Genomic DNA, 14,810 nt, shown 5'->3' on the forward strand with positions numbered 1-14,810 from the left:
AGGCTTGCCTCAGTTTAGGCTTCCCGTCGAGTCGTCCTGTCATCGCTCGAAGGGAACCTGATCATGCCGCGCCCTCTGCGGGTAGCCATCGTCGGAGCCGGCCCCGCCGGGATCTACGCCGCCGACGCGCTGCTCAAGTCCGACGTGGCCGCCGGCCCCGGGGTCTCCATCGACCTCTTCGAGCGCATGCCCGCCCCGTTCGGCCTGATCCGTTACGGCGTCGCCCCCGACCACCCCCGGATCAAGGGCATCATCACGGCGCTGCACCAGGTTCTCGACAAGCCGCAGATCCGTCTCTTCGGCAACGTCGACTACCCGACCGACATCAGCCTGGACGACCTGCGCGCGTTCTACGACGCGGTCATCTTCTCCACCGGCGCCACCGCCGACCGTGAGCTGCGCATACCCGGCATCGACCTCGACGGCTCCTACGGCGCCGCGGACTTCGTCTCGTGGTACGACGGCCACCCGGACGTCCCGCGCACCTGGCCGCTGGAGGCGGAGAAGGTCGCCGTGCTCGGCGTCGGCAACGTGGCCCTCGACGTGGCCCGGGTCCTGGCGAAGACCGCGGACGAGCTGCTGCCGACGGAGATCCCGGCGAACGTCTACGACGGCCTGAAGGCCAACAAGGCGCTGGAGGTCCACGTCTTCGGCCGACGCGGCCCCGCTCAGGCCAAGTTCAGCCCGATGGAGCTGCGGGAGCTGGACCACTCCCCCAACATCGAGGTCATCGTCGACCCCGAGGACATCGACTACGACGAGGGCTCGATCGCGACCCGGCGCGGCAACAAGCAGGCCGACATGGTCGCCAAGACCCTGGAGAACTGGGCCATCCGCGACATCGGCGACCGGCCGCACAAGCTGTTCCTGCACTTCTTCGAGTCGCCCACCGAGATCCTCGGCGAGGACGGCAGGGTCGTCGGTCTGCGCACCGAGCGCACCGCCCTCGACGGCACCGGCAACGTCAAGGGCACCGGCGAGTTCAAGGACTGGGACGTCACCGCGGTCTACCGCGCCGTCGGCTACCTCTCGGACAAGCTCCCCAAGCTGCCGTGGGACATCGAGACCGGCACCGTCCCGGACCAGGGCGGCCGGGTCGTCCAGGAGACCGGCGAGCACCTGCAGTCCACGTACGTCACCGGCTGGATCCGGCGCGGCCCGGTCGGCCTCATCGGTCACACCAAGGGCGACGCCAACGAGACGGTGGCCAACCTGCTGGACGACTACGCCAACGAGCGTCTCCAGACACCCACTTCGCCCGCCCCCGAGGCCGTGGACGCGTTCCTCGCCGAGCGCGACGTCCGCTTCACCACCTGGGAGGGCTGGTACAAGCTGGACGCCGCCGAGAAGGCGCTGGGTGAGCCCCAGGGCCGCGAGCGCGTGAAGATCGTCGAGCGCGAGGACATGCTCGAGGCGAGCGGCGCGTAAGGCTCCGCCGCGTGTGTCAGGGGCCCCGGAAGGCTTGCCTTCCGGGGCCCCTGACACACGAAGGGCCCACTTTTCGAACGGGTCGGCGCGCCAGTGCTCGGACCTGCCTCACTCGCGCTTCCCCCCACTGACCCACCTCAGCTGCGGTGCCCGGTGAGTTCGCGGCCGCCCACCACTGCCGCCGCCCGTGCCACGCGTCGGCGGTCGTGCAGCAGGGCGACGTGGGCGACCGTCCACAGCAGGGACAGCGCCCACCGGGTCGTTCCGGCGCGGGCAGGGCCCACCCCGATGCGGATGGTGGGCGGACCCTGTCCGCGCTGCCGATTGTGGGTGCCGGGCGGCGCCCGGGACACGGGTGAGCGGCGGTCGACTGGTGCGATGGCCGCGCGCCTCGCGCGCACGCCGTGCGCCCCGTGTGCGCCCCGAGGGCTGCGCACACCCCCGCTTGATCGTGAGCGACGTGGAAAGACAATACTGGGACCGCACGCTTTCCCCGCCCCACAGATGGACTCATGTCAACGTCCTCCAGCGCCCGCCCCACGATCCCTTCCACGGTCTGGTCGACCCGCGGCCGCCACACCGCGACCGCCGCAGCCGACGTCGTCCGAGAACACCTGCGGCGGCTCAAGGACGACCAGGTCATCGACGACTGCAAGGAAGTACCCGACGACGAGAGCCCCGAGGGCCGCAGTGTCTTCGAGGCGCGCTGGCAGGTCCCGGACGCGGTGACCGTACGGGCCCGGCTGACGCTGACGGACGCCCCGGACCCCGGCGCGGACGCCGGGCAGGAGTGGACGCTGATCGCGGAGGCGGAGCGGCCGTGGGAGCAGCGGTGGCCCTCCCCTGCCGCCGTGTTCTGGCCCTGGGAGCATGAGAGCGACCCGGACCACGAGACCCTCACGGGCCTGCGCCTCGGGGACGCCAACCCGCTGCCCGCCGACGAACAGGACATGCGCCGGGTGCTGCGCGGCGCGCAGCGCGACGGCTGGACCATCGACGTGGTCGTCCACGAGGCGATGACGCCCGACGCGATGGGCCGTCGGCCGCTGACGCGGTTCCTGCCGCCGGGACTGCGGCACCGTGTGGTCGAGCACCGGGCCTCCCCGCACCAGTTGCGCGCCGTGAACTACGCGCTGCGGGACTCCGGCGTGGAGGTGCCGCGCGGCGGCGCCGTCGTACTGCCGGGCACCCCGGCCCCGCCCGACGCCGACGCCGCCGACCTCGCCGTACGGACCGTCTTCCTGGACGGCTCCGAGCCGACCGGTCTGGTCGACGCGGTGGTCCGCTTCGCCGCGCTGCCGAAGCCGCTCCCGGACGGCGGGCAGGAGGCGCTCGCCGCTCTCCGCGACGACTGGAGCCTGCTGACGCTGGGGGAGGAACTGGCCCGCGAGCGCAGGCTGGTGGCGATGTACGCGGAGGCGCTGGAGGCCATGACGAAGTCCCGCGACCTGTACCGGGAGGCCGCCGAACGGGCCCACGAGGCACTCACCGTCTACCGCGAGTCCGGCTCCGGCGAGGCACCCGAGCCGCAGCAGACGAAACCGGCCGACAAATCGGGCACCTCCCCGTTGCAGCAGCTCACCCGCACCTTCGAACGTCTCAAGTGGCGGCCCGCCCCCACCGCGAACGGCACCACCGAGGCCAAGAAGACGCCCGAGAGCTAGGGTCTTCCGTTTGGATCAGGCCGGATCAGGGAGCGGGGCCCGCGAGCCCGGCATGATCCAAACGAGAGGCCCTAGGCACCAGGGGTCAGCAGAACAGCGGGAAACGGCCGGCGTCCGCTCCCAGGGCCTGCCGGTCCGGTTCCGTCAGCGGCAGGCGGCCCGTGCCGGCGCGGGCGTAGTGCTCGTCGCTCCAGTCCACGGGCACCCGGCGGCCGAGGAGGCCGTCCAGGGTGGTCCGTACGACAGCCAGGGCGGTGGGGGGCGGGCCCGGCGCGGTGGGCAGTGCGACGACGAGGTCGAGGTGGTGGACGGCGGCCTCGACGGTGAGCGTGCTGATCAGGTCGCGGGCGGTCAGGACGTGGCCCTGGGTGCCGACGAGGGCGTCCGGCCGGGCCGCCGCGGCGGCGTGGACGGTGGCCGCCGCCGTCTCCAGGTACAGCCCGCGCAGCTGGCCGAAGTCGAGGAACATACTGGCCGCGACCCGGTTGTAGCGGCGGCCGTTCGCGGCGCCCGCGGGGTCGGGCCGCCAGTCCTGCCAGTAGGTCACGGCGTCCCGGTCGGGCGGCCCGGAGGCCGGCGTGTGCAGGGCCACCAGAGCGCGCTGGGCGTCCGCGACGAGATGGAAGACGAGATCGCGCACGGCCCAGCCCGTACAGCCGGTGGGCTGCCAGGACTCCTCGTCGCCGAGCGGCTCGACGACGCTCGCCAGCGCCTCGTAGGCGGCACGCAGTGCCTGCACCTGATCCGGCGGAACGTGTGGGGTTTCGGGCATGACGGCCAGCTTAGGCAGTCTCCTGGGCCGGAACGGGTGTCAGGCGGCGCTGCGTGGATACGCGGTCCCCACGGCACCGCTCCGCCCGTCCCGGAAGGTCGTCCAGCATGGGCAGCCACAGTCACGGTCACCACTCCGACGTCGTGCTGCGCGTCAACGGCAAACCGCACACGCTGACCGTCGACCACCGGCGCGTCCTGCTGGACCTGCTGCGCGAGGACCTCGACCTGCCGGGCGCCAAGAAGGGCTGCGACCACGGTCAGTGCGGCGCCTGTACGGTCCTGGTGGACGGGCGGCGCGTCAACAGCTGTCTGCTCCTCGCCGTCTCCCTGGACGGCTGCGACATCACGACCGTGGAAGGCCTCGCCGGTGACGGCGAGGAGCCCCATCCGCTCCAGCGGGCGTTCCTCGAACGGGACGGCTTCCAGTGCGGGTACTGCACCCCGGGCCAGATCTGCTCCGCGCTCGGCGCGGTCGCGGAGGCCGAGGCGGGCCACCCCTCGCACGTGACCGACCCGGCGACGCCGTCCGGGCGGCCCGTGCCGCTGGACCGGGACGAGATCCGGGAGCGGCTCAGCGGGAACCTGTGCCGCTGCGGCGCCTATCCGCGCATCGTCGACGCGGTGGAGGACGTGATCCGGTGAAACCCTTCGCCTACGTACGGGCCGGAAGCGTCGAGGAGGCCGCCGACGCGTACGCCTCCCGCCCCGGCGCCCGCTATCTCGGCGGCGGCACCAACCTCGTCGACCTGATGAAGCTCGGTGTGGAGCGGCCCGAGGCCCTCATCGACGTCAGCCGTCTGCCGCTGGGCGCCGTGGAGGAACTGCCCGAGGGGTCGCTGCGCGTCGGGGCGACCGTCCGCAACAGCGACCTCGCGGCCCATCCCCTCGTCCGCGACCGCTACCCGGCGCTGTCCCAGGCGCTGCTGGCGGGCGCCTCCGGCCAGCTGCGCAACGCGGCCACCACCGGCGGCAACCTGCTGCAACGCACCCGCTGCCCGTACTTCCAGGACCTGTCCAAGCCGTGCAACAAGCGCGAGCCGGGCAGTGGTTGCGGTGCCCTGGAGGGTGTTCACCGCGACCACGCCGTGCTCGGGCACTCGGAGCACTGCATCGCCACCCACCCCTCCGACATGGCCGTCGCGCTTGCCGCCCTGGACGCGCGGGTGGAGCTGTACGGCCCCGAGGGCACCCGGAGCGTCCCCGCGGCCGAGTTCCACCGGCTGCCCGGGGACCGTCCGGAGCGGGACACCGAGATCCGGCCCGGTGAGCTGATCACCGGCGTGGTGCTGCCGCCCCACCCGGCCGGGCTGCCGTCCGCGTACCGCAAGGCCCGCGACCGGGCCTCGTACGCCTTCGCCCTCGCCTCCGTCGCCGCCGTGGTGGAGGTGGCGGACGGGGTGGTCTCGTACGTCGGGCTGGCCTTCGGTGCGCTGGCGCACCGGCCCTGGCGGGCACGGCGGGCCGAGGAGGCGCTGCTGGGCGCCGCGCCCACCGTCGCGGCGTTCGAGCACGCCGTCGATCTGGAACTGGCCGCCGCGCGGCCCCTGCGGGACAACGCCTACAAGGTGCCCCTCGCCCGCGGTCTCGCCCTCGACGTCCTGGCCCGTCTCACGGCGCCTGCCAGGACCTGAACCGGCATCCCGAGGAGGACTCCATGGCCGAGCCCGCCAGCGTGCCCGGCGCTCCCGCCGAGCGCCGGGAAGGGCGTCTGAAGGTCACCGGCACCGCCCGCTACGCCGCCGAACACCCCTCCCCCGGGCGCCTCCAGGCCTGGCCCGTCCCGGCGGCGGTCGCGCGGGGCCGGGTGACGCGGATCGACACCGCGGCCGCCCTGGCCGTGCCCGGGGTCGTGACCGTGCTGACGCCGGACGACGCCCCGCGGCTGGCCGAGTGCGACGACGCCACCCTGGCCGTCCTCCAGGACTCCCGGGTACCGCACCGGGGTTGGTTCGTCGCGCTGGTCGTGGCGGAGACCCTGGAGGCGGCCCGCGCCGGCGCGGCGGCCGTGGACGTCGCGTACGCGACGGAGGAGCACGACGTCACCCTCACCGACACGCACCCCGCCGGGTACGTTCCCGAGCAGGCCAACGGCGGGTATCCGGCCGTACGCGAACAGGGCGACCCCGAGGGCGCGTTCGGGTCGTCCGAGGTCCGCGTCGACGTCCGCTACCGCGTGCCCGCTCTGCACAACCACCCCATGGAGCCGCACGCCACCACCGCCCACTGGGAGCGGGACCGGCTGACGGTGCACACCTCCAGCCAGGGCTCCGGCGTCGTACGCGCCGTGCTCGCCCAGCTGTTCGACGTGCCCCAGGAGCGGATCACCGTCCACGCCGAACACGTGGGCGGCGGCTTCGGCTCGAAGGGCACGCCCCGCCCTGACGTCGTGCTCGCTGTGATGGCGGCGATGCGGACCGGACGGCCCGTCACCGTGGCCCTGCCCCGGCGCTTCCTCCCGGCCGTCGTCGGACACCGCGCCCCCACCCTGCACCGGCTGCGCCTCGGCACCGGGCCGGACGGCCGGCTCACCTCCCTCCTCCACGAGGTCACCACCCACACCTCGCACGTCAAGGAGTTCGTGGAGCAGGCCGCGACACCCGCCCGCGTCATGTACGCCACGCCGAACAGCCGTACGGCCCACCGTGTGGTGCCGCTCGACGTGCCGACACCGTCCTGGATGCGCGCCCCGGGTGAGGCGCCCGGCATGTACGCGCTGGAGTCCGCGATGGACGAGCTCGCCACCGAGCTCGGCATGGACCCGGTCGCCCTGCGCGTCCTCAACGAGCCGGAGACCGAGCCCGACAGCGGCAAGCCGTTCAGCAGCAGGAATCTCGTGGAGTGTCTGCGCGAGGGCGCCCGCCGGTTCGCCTGGGACCGACGCGATCCGCGTCCGCGCGCCCGCGCGGAGGGGCCCCTGCTGATCGGCTCGGGCGTGGCGGCGGCCACCTATCCGGTCATGGTGTGGCCCTCGAAGGCCTCGGCCCGGGCGTTGCCCGACGGGACCTTCCTGGTGTCGATCAACGCGGCGGACATCGGGACGGGCTCCCGTACGGTGCTCGCGCAGATCGCCGCGGACGTCCTGGACGTGTCGCTGGAACGGGTGCGCATCGAGGTGGGCCGCACCGATCTGCCCGCGGCGTCGCTCGCGGGCGGCTCGTCGGGCACCGCGTCCTGGGGCTGGCCCGTCCACGAGGCGTCCACCCGGCTCGCGGCACTCCTGGGCGACCGCTCGGGGCCGCTGCCGGCGCAGGGGCTGGCCGTCGAGGCCGACACGGCGGGCCGGGCCGACGCCGACAGTCCCTACGCACGGCACGCGTTCGGCGCGCACTTCGCGGAGGTCGCCGTCGACACGGTCACGGGTGAGACCCGGGTACGGCGCCTGTTGGGGGTGTACGCCGCCGGGCGCATCCTCAACGCCCGTACCGCACGTTCCCAGTTCGTCGGCGGCATGGTCATGGGCCTGGGCATGGCGCTCACCGAGGGCAGCACGATGGACGCCGCGTTCGGTGACTTCACGGAGTCCGACCTGGCCTCGTACCACGTCCCCGCCCACGCCGACGTCCCCGACATCGAGGCCCACTGGGTCGACGAGGACGACCCCCACCTCAACCCCATGGGCAGCAAGGGCATCGGCGAGATCGGCATCGTCGGCACCGCCGCCGCGATCGCCAACGCCACCCATCACGCCACCGGCATCCGCTTCCGCGAACTCCCTCTGACCCCGGACCGGGTCCTGACGGGGCTGATCGGGCAGGGCACGTGAGGCCCGGCGTCGACCACCCGTCCCGGCAGTGCAGGCAGGGGCGGCGTACGCCGGTCGAGGGGCAGCGGCGCGATCCCGGTTCACCGGCTGAGCGGCTTGCGGGGGGAGCCGTGGGCGCGTTGCGCAGCGCGGTGGCGGCGCCGGGTTCGTGAAGACCGCGGAGGTCGGCCGAGCAGCTTGCCCACGTCCGCGAAGCGCCGCCGGACGGTCGGCCGAGACGTAGGCCACCGCCACGCCGGCTCGCTCGCCAGTCACCCGACCGGGCGCTGACCCGCCCCGGCGACCAGTCGCCCTCCCTGCCCGATCCGGCCGCGGATCACCGCGCCCGGCCTCCCCGTCACCAGCCGAACCGCCGACTCCGCCACCGATCGACCGCGCCGACCGCCCCGGGGCCTCATTCGCGCGGTGGGCTCGCCTCCGCCGTACGGCTCACCGCTGCTGTCGGCCTTCTCCCCGCCGGCTCTGCCGCGAGCAGGGCGAGGAGGGCGGCCAGGGTCGCGAGGACGGCGGTGAAGGTGGCGAGCCACGAGGGTGCCAGGGTGAGGCTCAGGGCGCGGGACAGGCCCGCCGCATGCCACTGGTCCTGGAACAGCTCGGCCGTGACCAGTGCCGCCGGGACCAAGACCGCTCCGGCGAGCAGCGAGGCCGTGGACCGGAACGTCAGCAGCAGGGCCAGCAGCACACACAGCACGGACGCGCCGAAGGCCAAGCCGTAGACCTGGAGGGACGCGCCGTCCCGGTTCGCCGGGAAGTGGGCCACGCCACAGATCGCGAGGGCCGCGACGGTGAGCCAGGCAGGCGGTGCGCCCCGCTGCGCGGCCCCCGGAGCCTGCGGGGCCTCCACGGTGCCCGGGGCCGCCACAGCCTCCATGGCCTCCCTCGCCTCCGCGCCCTCCCGTACGGGTGGCGCGGCGGACGAGGCGGTGGGCCCCGTCGGGAAGGGGGCCGCCGTCGGGAACACCGGGGGTTGGTTCGGACGGGATTCGGGAGAGCGGGTCGTCATGCTCAGCTCCATGGACGGGGTGCGGCCGCTCCTGGCCCCCGACATGCGACACGCGACTTTGTGTTGATCATTAGTAAGACCCCCCGGGGCGGCCCGCCACTCGAGTGGGCCACGAGGATGAGAACCGGCCATCCGCGGCGTGGGCGACGCACACGCGGGTACCTCGGAGGCAATACGGGCGCCGTAACCGGGAATCCGACGGGGAGGGGCCCGCACACGGCGGCACACCGGCGCACCGGACCGAGGAGAGCCCGTGGACACGACCACAGCAGTGATCGCCGTCGTCGTGGTCCTCGCGGCGGTGGCCCTCGTCGTCGCCGTCTCGCTGCTCGTCCGGCTGGTGAACGCCCGACGCTCGCTGCGGCGGGCCGGGTTGCCGACCGGGCCCCGCTGGGTCTTCTGGGGCGCCGTCCTCTATCTCGTGCTGCCGACGGACCTGCTGCCCGACCCGGTGTACCTGGACGACATCGGCGTCCTCCTGCTGGCGCTGCGCACCCTGCGCCGCCCGGTCGCCGACGCACAGCGGCCCTCGCCTCTCGGCAGGCCGAGCGACACCGCCTGATTTCCGCTCGATCCCCGCTCAACCTCCCTGCGCCCCCGCCCGTCTCAGGTCGGGGGTGCCGAACTCGCCAATGACTACGCAGCGTAAGGAAACCAACCACCCGTTCGATTCGTATAAGTCAATGGAAGCCCAGGTGATCCACCGGGCGAAGCGACGACGCAGCACGACGCGCCATGGCGACGGCTTGGTCGGCGCAGCACGAAGAGGGAGAGACGATGCAACCGTTTGCGCTCAACTACGCACGCCCGGCGGCAGATTTGGACGTTTCCGTTCCGTATGCCTATGACTCAGGACTGCAGTTGAACGTACTTCTCGACGGCCGGATCGCCGCCTCGGACCTCGCGCTGCTGAGGGAACTGGGGACCACCACATCCACCGCCGGCTCGAAGACCCACTTCGACGACTGAACGCGGGACCGACGACGATGACCGTGTTGATCCTGACCTGTGAACAGGACGTGACCGCGGACATGGTGGTCGTGCACCTCAACGCGTCCGGGGTTCCCGTGGTCCGGCTGGACCCGGCCGACCTGACGGGCGGGGCCGCCCTCTCGGGCGAGTACGTGCACGGCGCCTTCCGCGGCCACCTCTGGTCCGCGGGTCGCCTGGTGAGCATCGACGGCCTGCGGTCCATCTGGGTGCGCAGGCCGGGCACTCCGGCCACCCGGGTGCCAGAGCCGTCCGACTGGCTCACCGAGGAGTCCTCACAGGCGTTGTACGGCATGCTGCGCGGCTCCGGCGCGAGGTGGATGAACCATCCCGACGCCGCCCGCCGGGCACGCCACAAACCCTGGCAGCTCCGTCTCGCCCAGCGCAGCGGACTGCCCGTGCCGGCCACCCTGATCACGACGTTTCCGCAGGCCGCTCGCGAGTTCGCGGAGCGCTTCCCGGACCTCGTGGTCAAGCCGGTCTCCGGCGCGCACCCGCAGGACCCGCCCCGCGCCGTGCCGACGAGCCGGGTGGCGCCGGACGCGGACTTCTCCGCTGTCGCGTACGGCCCGACGCTGCTGCAACGCAGGGTCGCCAAGCGGGCCGACATCCGTCTGACCGTCGTGGGGGATCAGATGCTCGCCGCCCGCAAGGAGACGGCCCCGGACGCGGATCCCGACGACGTCGACGTCCGCTTCGCCCCGGCCGCTCTGCCGTGGCGTCCCGTCGAGGTGCCGACCTGCGCCGTCGACGGCGTCCGCAAGTACCTGAGGGAGGCCGGACTGGCGTACGGGGCCTTCGACTTCGCCGAGGACTCCGACGGCACCTGGTGGTTCCTTGAGTGCAACCAGTCCGGCCAGTTCGGCTTCGTGGAGGTGGAAACCGGCCAACCCATCGCCCGCACCATCGCGGAGTGGCTGGCGGAGCCGGGACCGCGCGAGGGGGCGTGCTGCGGCGAGGGACGAAGTGGTACGACGGTGTCCTGAACCGGCGGGGGCGGCGGCTGCCGCCCCCGAATTCAGGCCACTTCCGGGGGTCTCACTCCCCCAGTGCGCGGGCCAGCTCCGCGGTCGCGCGCGTGACCTCCGCGTCGTCCTCGGCGAGCAGCCGTGGCAGGACTCCGCGCCGGTCGCGGACGGCCCGTCGGGCCGCGCGTTCCCACACGACGTGGTTCTCGCGGCGGTTGAGCAGTTTCGGGTAGACGGCGGCGGTGCTCTCCCACTGCCGGGCGTCGGCGATGCTCCTGAGCAGCTGGATGATCTGCGGGCGGCACGTCACATGGGGCAGCTGCGCGAGCTCCCACAGGAAGGGGACGGTCGCGGGGGTGGCCTGCTCGACCACGAAGCCGTACTGGCAGATGCGGCTGCGCAGTTCGGTGAGCGCGGTCCGGGCGGTCTGCGGGTCCCCCCAGGCCACGCTGTGGAGGAGGAGGGGGATGGCGGCCGCGGAGCCGGTGGAGTCCTTGATCTCGCTCCAGGGCACCTGCCCGAGCGTCATCAGGGGCGTGGTCCGTGCCGGCCCCTTGGCGGGCGCGTCGTGGTCCGTGCGCTGGGTGCTCGGCTTTCCGTTCGGAGCGGGGCGCATGTCGGTGGACCCTTCCACGGTTGTGTCGGGTGTGGGACGGATCGACAGCATGGCCCAGACGGTCTTGCCCGCGGGGCGTCTGGGCGTCCAGCCCCACCCGACGGACAGGGCCTCGACGATGGCCAGGCCTCTTCCGTGCTCGTCCAGTTCGCATGCCTCGGCCTCGGCCTCGGCCGAGGCCGCGGGCACGGGTGGGCTGTCGATGTCGTCGGAAACGGTGAGCAGCAGGTGGCCCGGGGTGACCGCGAGGCCGAGCCGGACCGTCGGCATGCCACCGGGAACACGTGGCGCCGCGTGTTCGGCCGCGTTGGCGGCCAGTTCGCCCATCACGAGCATCGCGTCGTCCTCGCGATGCTCGAGCGACCACTGGCACAGGATGCCGCGCGTGAAGGCGCGGCCCAGGGCGAAGCCCTGCCGGTCGCAGCTGATGCGCAGATCGGCGGAGACGACGGAGGGCGGCGGCGCGTCGCCGTCTTCCGGGCCGGGTTCCTCTTCCGCTTCCGCGTCGGCCGTCAGGACCGCGCGCAGTGGGGCGCGGTCCGTGCCGTCCCCACCCGCCCTCGGCACACCTTCACTGGGCGAACGGGGCGCATGGTACGCAGGCGACGACACGACATCTCCCTGATGCGACGTCAGGATGGGACGGCAACGCGGGGGTTGACGCCGCAGCTATTATCCACGCCAACGATGCTCGCGTGCAATTGCACGGGAAATTGCGCGAAATTCAGCCGAGCGCGCGGCACGGAACACGAACGGCAAGGAGACTGCGGTGCCACCAGTGCGGAACGGGGTGCGGGCGAGCTCGTTGGACGCCTGCTGGATCAAGACTCGGCACAGCAACGCCGAGGGGAACTGTGTCGAGGTCGCCGCCCTGACCGGCGGGGACATAGCGATGCGCAACTCCCGCGATCCCGACGGACCCGCGCTCGTCTACACGCCGGCCGAGATCACGGCCTTCCTGGCCGGCGTCAAGGACGGAGAGTTCGACCATCTGATGCGGGGCAACGGGTGAGCCGCGCGGTCACGCGACGGCCAACTCCGGTGTGGTCACGGGGGGATACGGTGAAGGTTCGCCGAGTGAGATAGAGTTTTTCTCACGTCTGCCTGTCTCCGGGGAGCCATGATGTCCGCCGCGTCGCCTCGCATCTCGCGCCTCGAGTCGTACCTCGACCGGCCCGAACCCGCGCCCACCCTGCTGAAGATGCTGGTCGGCGTCCAACTGGCGGGGTTCCGCGAGGACGCGGGCCTCTCCCAGGACCAGGCGGCACGCGCGCTCGGCTTCAGCGGGGCGAAGCTCTCCCGCATCGAGTCCGGCAAGGGCCGTCGCCCTCCGACGGAGCGGGACGTGCGGGCCCTGCTGGAGCTGTACGGCACCGATGCCTACGAGACCTCGGTGCTGATCAAGCTGCTGCAGCGGGCCGGTGAGCCGGGGTGGTGGCAGCGCTACGACAAGCGTCTGATGCCCGAGTGGTTCGACCGGCTGGTGGGGCTCCAGGAGGCGGCCGCCACCATCCGCACCTTCGAGATCCAGTACGTCCCCGGCCTGTTGCAGACCGCCGCCTACACACGGGCGGTGGTGGAGCGGGGGCTGCCGAACGCGCCCGCCGGTGAGGTGCAGCGCCGGATCGAACTTCGCATGCGCCGGGCCGAGTTGGTGACCCGGGCGGACGCGCCGCGACTGTGGGCGGTCGTCGACGAGTCGGTCCTGCTGCGGGTGCTCGGCGGCAAGGACGTCATGCGGGAGCAGCTCGCGCATCTGATCGAGATGGCCCGCCGCCCCAATGTGACCGTGCAGGTCGTTCCCCTGGACGTCACGAACGCCTCGGCGCCCGCCATACCGGTCACCTATCTCCGCTTCGGTGGCCTCGACCTTCCCGACGTCGTCTACCTCGAGCACATCAGGAGCGCCAACTTCCTCGAGGACCGGGACGAGACGGAGGAGTACCGCCTCGCCCTGGACCGGCTGGCCGACGAGGCGCTCAACCCGCGCGAGTCGCTGAGTCTGCTGCGCGAGACGATGAGGTCGCGCTATCCCGCGCAGTGACTCAGGACGACGGTCCATCTAGGGCCCACGGAGGACTACGGAAGGCGGCCCACGCCGCCGAACTCGATCCATTCCTGGGTGAGCTGACGGGGTGCCACCTCATTGTCCGGGCGCCAGGTGGACACCTCCACGAGCCCGGGAGGGAGGATGTCCAGACCGTCGAACAGCGCCTCGACGTCCTTCTCCTGACGCACACGCCCCCAGTGGCCCTGCGTCGCCTGGTCCATGAAGTTCGTGACGAACTCGCGCACCTCGGCGTCCTCACTGACAAGCTGACACATCAACAGGTAGCTGCCGGGCGCGAGCCGTTCGGTCACCCGTTTGACCACGGCCGACGGTCCGTCGGTGTCGCTGTCCGGGATGCAGTGGAAGACGGAGTTGAACAGCACGGCGACCGGCTGGCTGAAGTCGATCAGCCGTTGGGTGTCGGGGTGGGAGAAGATGGCGTCCGTCTCCCGCATGTCGGCGTGGATGACGGTGGTGCGCTCGTCCTGTTCCAGCAGGGCACGGCCGTGCACCAGCACCATCGGGTCGTTGTCCACGTAGACGACGTGCGCGGTGGGGTCGATGCTCTGGGCGACCTGGTGCACGTTGTCCTGGGTGGGCAGGCCGGAGCCGTGGTCCAGGAACTGCCGGATGCCGTACTCCTGCGTCAGGATCCTGACGACCCGCTGGAGGAAGCGCCGGTTGTTCACGGCCAGGCGGCGGGTGCTGGGGACGACCTTGTCGAGCTCCTCGCAGGCCGCGCGGTCGGCCGCGTAGTTGTCCTTGCCGCCCAGGTAGTGGTCGTACATGCGCGCTGCCGTCGGCACGTTGGCGTCGATCTTCGTGGACAGCCGCTTCTCCGAGTGCATTCGCTCCCCCAGCTCCGTGCCGCGCCAACTGGACTGGCATGGCTGAGCGTACATCCTAGGAACTCGATGTTCGTCCGTTCCAGTCCGTTGGCACGGCAACACGCCCATGGGGGCGCAAAGTTCAGGCGGCGTCGAGCGTCGCGAGCTCCTCCGCGGGTGAGGTCGGGCGCGGCGGCGCAGTCGCGGATCGTCCAGGGGCGGCCGACGCCCGGAATCGGCACCACGACCGGGGACTTGGCCGGCATCCAGGCCGTCGGTGAGGACTCACAGCCCCTGTACGGCCGGGTCTTCAGGCTGCTGAAACTGCCCCGCTCTCCGACGCTTGACCTGAAGTCCGGTTGAGCTTCTAGCTTCGGGTGCGCCGATGTCGACGTACCGGAAAGGAAACGCCATGAGGACGCTGGTGCTGGGAAGGATGCCTGCCAGGGTGATGGAGGTGCTGGCCACGCTGCACGCGGACGGCTTTGACGCGGAGGGAGTGAGCACCGACGAGGAGGCTCGGAAGCTGTTGGAGACCGAGAAGTTCGGGGTGCTGATCATTGGCGGGGGCGTGGAGCCGGACGCACGCGCAGCGATCAAGGAGTTCGCTGCGGAGCACCGGGTACGACGGGTGATCGACGGCGCGTTGACGGCGCCGTTCGACGCCTACGTCCGGCGGGAGTTCGAGCCGCTGATCCGGGAGGCCGCCTCAGAAGGGTGACGGCCC

At 72.2% G+C, this 14,810-nt stretch carries 16 protein-coding genes and 1 pseudogene; 11 read left to right on the forward strand and 6 right to left on the reverse strand.

The features are described from left to right. Positions 1–63: 63 nt before the first annotated feature. Positions 64–1,428: an FAD-dependent oxidoreductase gene (locus AC067M_RS07660; RefSeq protein ID WP_478696076.1), complete on the forward strand. Its 1,365-nt coding sequence runs from the start codon at positions 64–66 to the stop codon at positions 1,426–1,428. Positions 1,429–1,565: 137 nt separating this feature from the next. On the opposite strand, the gene AC067M_RS07665 is transcribed toward AC067M_RS07660, so the two are convergent. Beyond that, positions 1,566–1,829: a hypothetical protein gene (locus tag AC067M_RS07665; protein WP_478696077.1), complete on the reverse strand. Its 264-nt coding sequence runs from the start codon at positions 1,827–1,829 to the stop codon at positions 1,566–1,568. Positions 1,830–1,940: 111 nt separating this feature from the next. On the opposite strand from AC067M_RS07665, the gene AC067M_RS07670 reads away from it, so the two are divergent. After that, complete coding sequence (locus AC067M_RS07670) at positions 1,941–3,092, forward strand: hypothetical protein (RefSeq protein ID WP_478696078.1); 1,152 nt, start codon at positions 1,941–1,943, stop codon at positions 3,090–3,092. An 85-nt stretch (positions 3,093–3,177) separates the two neighbouring features. Here AC067M_RS07670 and AC067M_RS07675 read toward each other — a convergent pair whose 3' ends face one another. Beyond that, positions 3,178–3,864, reverse strand: a complete 687-nt coding sequence (locus AC067M_RS07675) for a maleylpyruvate isomerase N-terminal domain-containing protein (RefSeq protein ID WP_478696079.1) — start codon at positions 3,862–3,864, stop codon at positions 3,178–3,180. Between the two features lie 107 nt (positions 3,865–3,971). Here AC067M_RS07675 and AC067M_RS07680 point away from each other — a divergent pair, with 107 nt between their 5' ends. The 3 genes from AC067M_RS07680 to AC067M_RS07690 are packed head-to-tail and all read left to right on the forward strand — an operon-like array spanning position 3,972 to position 7,629. Continuing rightward, positions 3,972–4,508 carry a 2Fe-2S iron-sulfur cluster-binding protein gene (locus AC067M_RS07680; protein WP_478696080.1) on the forward strand — a complete coding sequence of 179 codons (537 nt, stop codon included), beginning with the start codon at positions 3,972–3,974 and terminating at the stop codon, positions 4,506–4,508. After that, positions 4,505–5,497: an FAD binding domain-containing protein gene (locus tag AC067M_RS07685; protein ID WP_478696081.1), complete on the forward strand. Its 993-nt coding sequence runs from the start codon at positions 4,505–4,507 to the stop codon at positions 5,495–5,497. The genes AC067M_RS07680 and AC067M_RS07685 overlap by 4 nt, the downstream gene beginning before the upstream one ends. Positions 5,498–5,520: 23 nt before the next feature. Then, positions 5,521–7,629 (forward strand): xanthine dehydrogenase family protein molybdopterin-binding subunit, encoded by a 2,109-nt coding sequence (locus tag AC067M_RS07690; protein ID WP_478696082.1) that lies wholly within the window; start codon positions 5,521–5,523, stop codon positions 7,627–7,629. Positions 7,630–8,023: 394 nt separating this feature from the next. On the opposite strand, the gene AC067M_RS07695 is transcribed toward AC067M_RS07690, so the two are convergent. Further along, positions 8,024–8,632: a hypothetical protein gene (locus AC067M_RS07695; RefSeq protein WP_478696083.1), complete on the reverse strand. Its 609-nt coding sequence runs from the start codon at positions 8,630–8,632 to the stop codon at positions 8,024–8,026. A 253-nt stretch (positions 8,633–8,885) separates the two neighbouring features. Here AC067M_RS07695 and AC067M_RS07700 point away from each other — a divergent pair, with 253 nt between their 5' ends. The 3 genes from AC067M_RS07700 (at position 8,886) to tgmB (ending at position 10,608) form a co-directional block, all read left to right on the forward strand. Continuing rightward, complete coding sequence (locus AC067M_RS07700; RefSeq protein ID WP_478696084.1) at positions 8,886–9,194, forward strand: DUF1232 domain-containing protein; 309 nt, start codon at positions 8,886–8,888, stop codon at positions 9,192–9,194. Positions 9,195–9,409: 215 nt separating this feature from the next. Continuing rightward, positions 9,410–9,601: a putative ATP-grasp-modified RiPP gene (tgmA, locus tag AC067M_RS07705; RefSeq protein ID WP_478696423.1), complete on the forward strand. Its 192-nt coding sequence runs from the start codon at positions 9,410–9,412 to the stop codon at positions 9,599–9,601. A gap of 17 nt (positions 9,602–9,618) precedes the next feature. After that, positions 9,619–10,608 carry an ATP-grasp ribosomal peptide maturase gene (tgmB, locus tag AC067M_RS07710; RefSeq protein WP_478696085.1) on the forward strand — a complete coding sequence of 330 codons (990 nt, stop codon included), beginning with the start codon at positions 9,619–9,621 and terminating at the stop codon, positions 10,606–10,608. Positions 10,609–10,660: 52 nt separating this feature from the next. Here tgmB and AC067M_RS07715 read toward each other — a convergent pair whose 3' ends face one another. After that, positions 10,661–11,206 carry a hypothetical protein gene (locus AC067M_RS07715; RefSeq protein ID WP_478696424.1) on the reverse strand — a complete coding sequence of 182 codons (546 nt, stop codon included), beginning with the start codon at positions 11,204–11,206 and terminating at the stop codon, positions 10,661–10,663. A gap of 66 nt (positions 11,207–11,272) precedes the next feature. Beyond that, positions 11,273–11,818, reverse strand: a pseudogene (locus AC067M_RS07720) (ATP-binding protein); the annotation flags it as partial. Between the two features lie 157 nt (positions 11,819–11,975). Between AC067M_RS07720 and AC067M_RS07725 the strand changes: the two are divergent. Next, positions 11,976–12,218 carry a DUF397 domain-containing protein gene (locus AC067M_RS07725; protein WP_478696086.1) on the forward strand — a complete coding sequence of 81 codons (243 nt, stop codon included), beginning with the start codon at positions 11,976–11,978 and terminating at the stop codon, positions 12,216–12,218. A 111-nt stretch (positions 12,219–12,329) separates the two neighbouring features. Further along, positions 12,330–13,250 (forward strand): helix-turn-helix domain-containing protein, encoded by a 921-nt coding sequence (locus AC067M_RS07730; protein WP_478696087.1) that lies wholly within the window; start codon positions 12,330–12,332, stop codon positions 13,248–13,250. 35 nt (positions 13,251–13,285) lie between these two features. Here AC067M_RS07730 and AC067M_RS07735 read toward each other — a convergent pair whose 3' ends face one another. Then, entirely contained in the window at positions 13,286–14,104 is an 819-nt protein-coding gene (locus tag AC067M_RS07735; protein WP_478696088.1) for an SAM-dependent methyltransferase, read from the reverse strand. Positions 14,105–14,495: 391 nt separating this feature from the next. On the opposite strand from AC067M_RS07735, the gene AC067M_RS07740 reads away from it, so the two are divergent. Beyond that, on the forward strand, positions 14,496–14,804 hold the full coding sequence (locus AC067M_RS07740; RefSeq protein WP_478696089.1) for a hypothetical protein: 309 nt from the start codon (positions 14,496–14,498) through the stop codon (positions 14,802–14,804). Positions 14,805–14,810 lie beyond the last annotated feature (6 nt).

The sequence above is a fragment of the Streptomyces sp. NPDC043427 genome, from assembly GCF_056436655.1.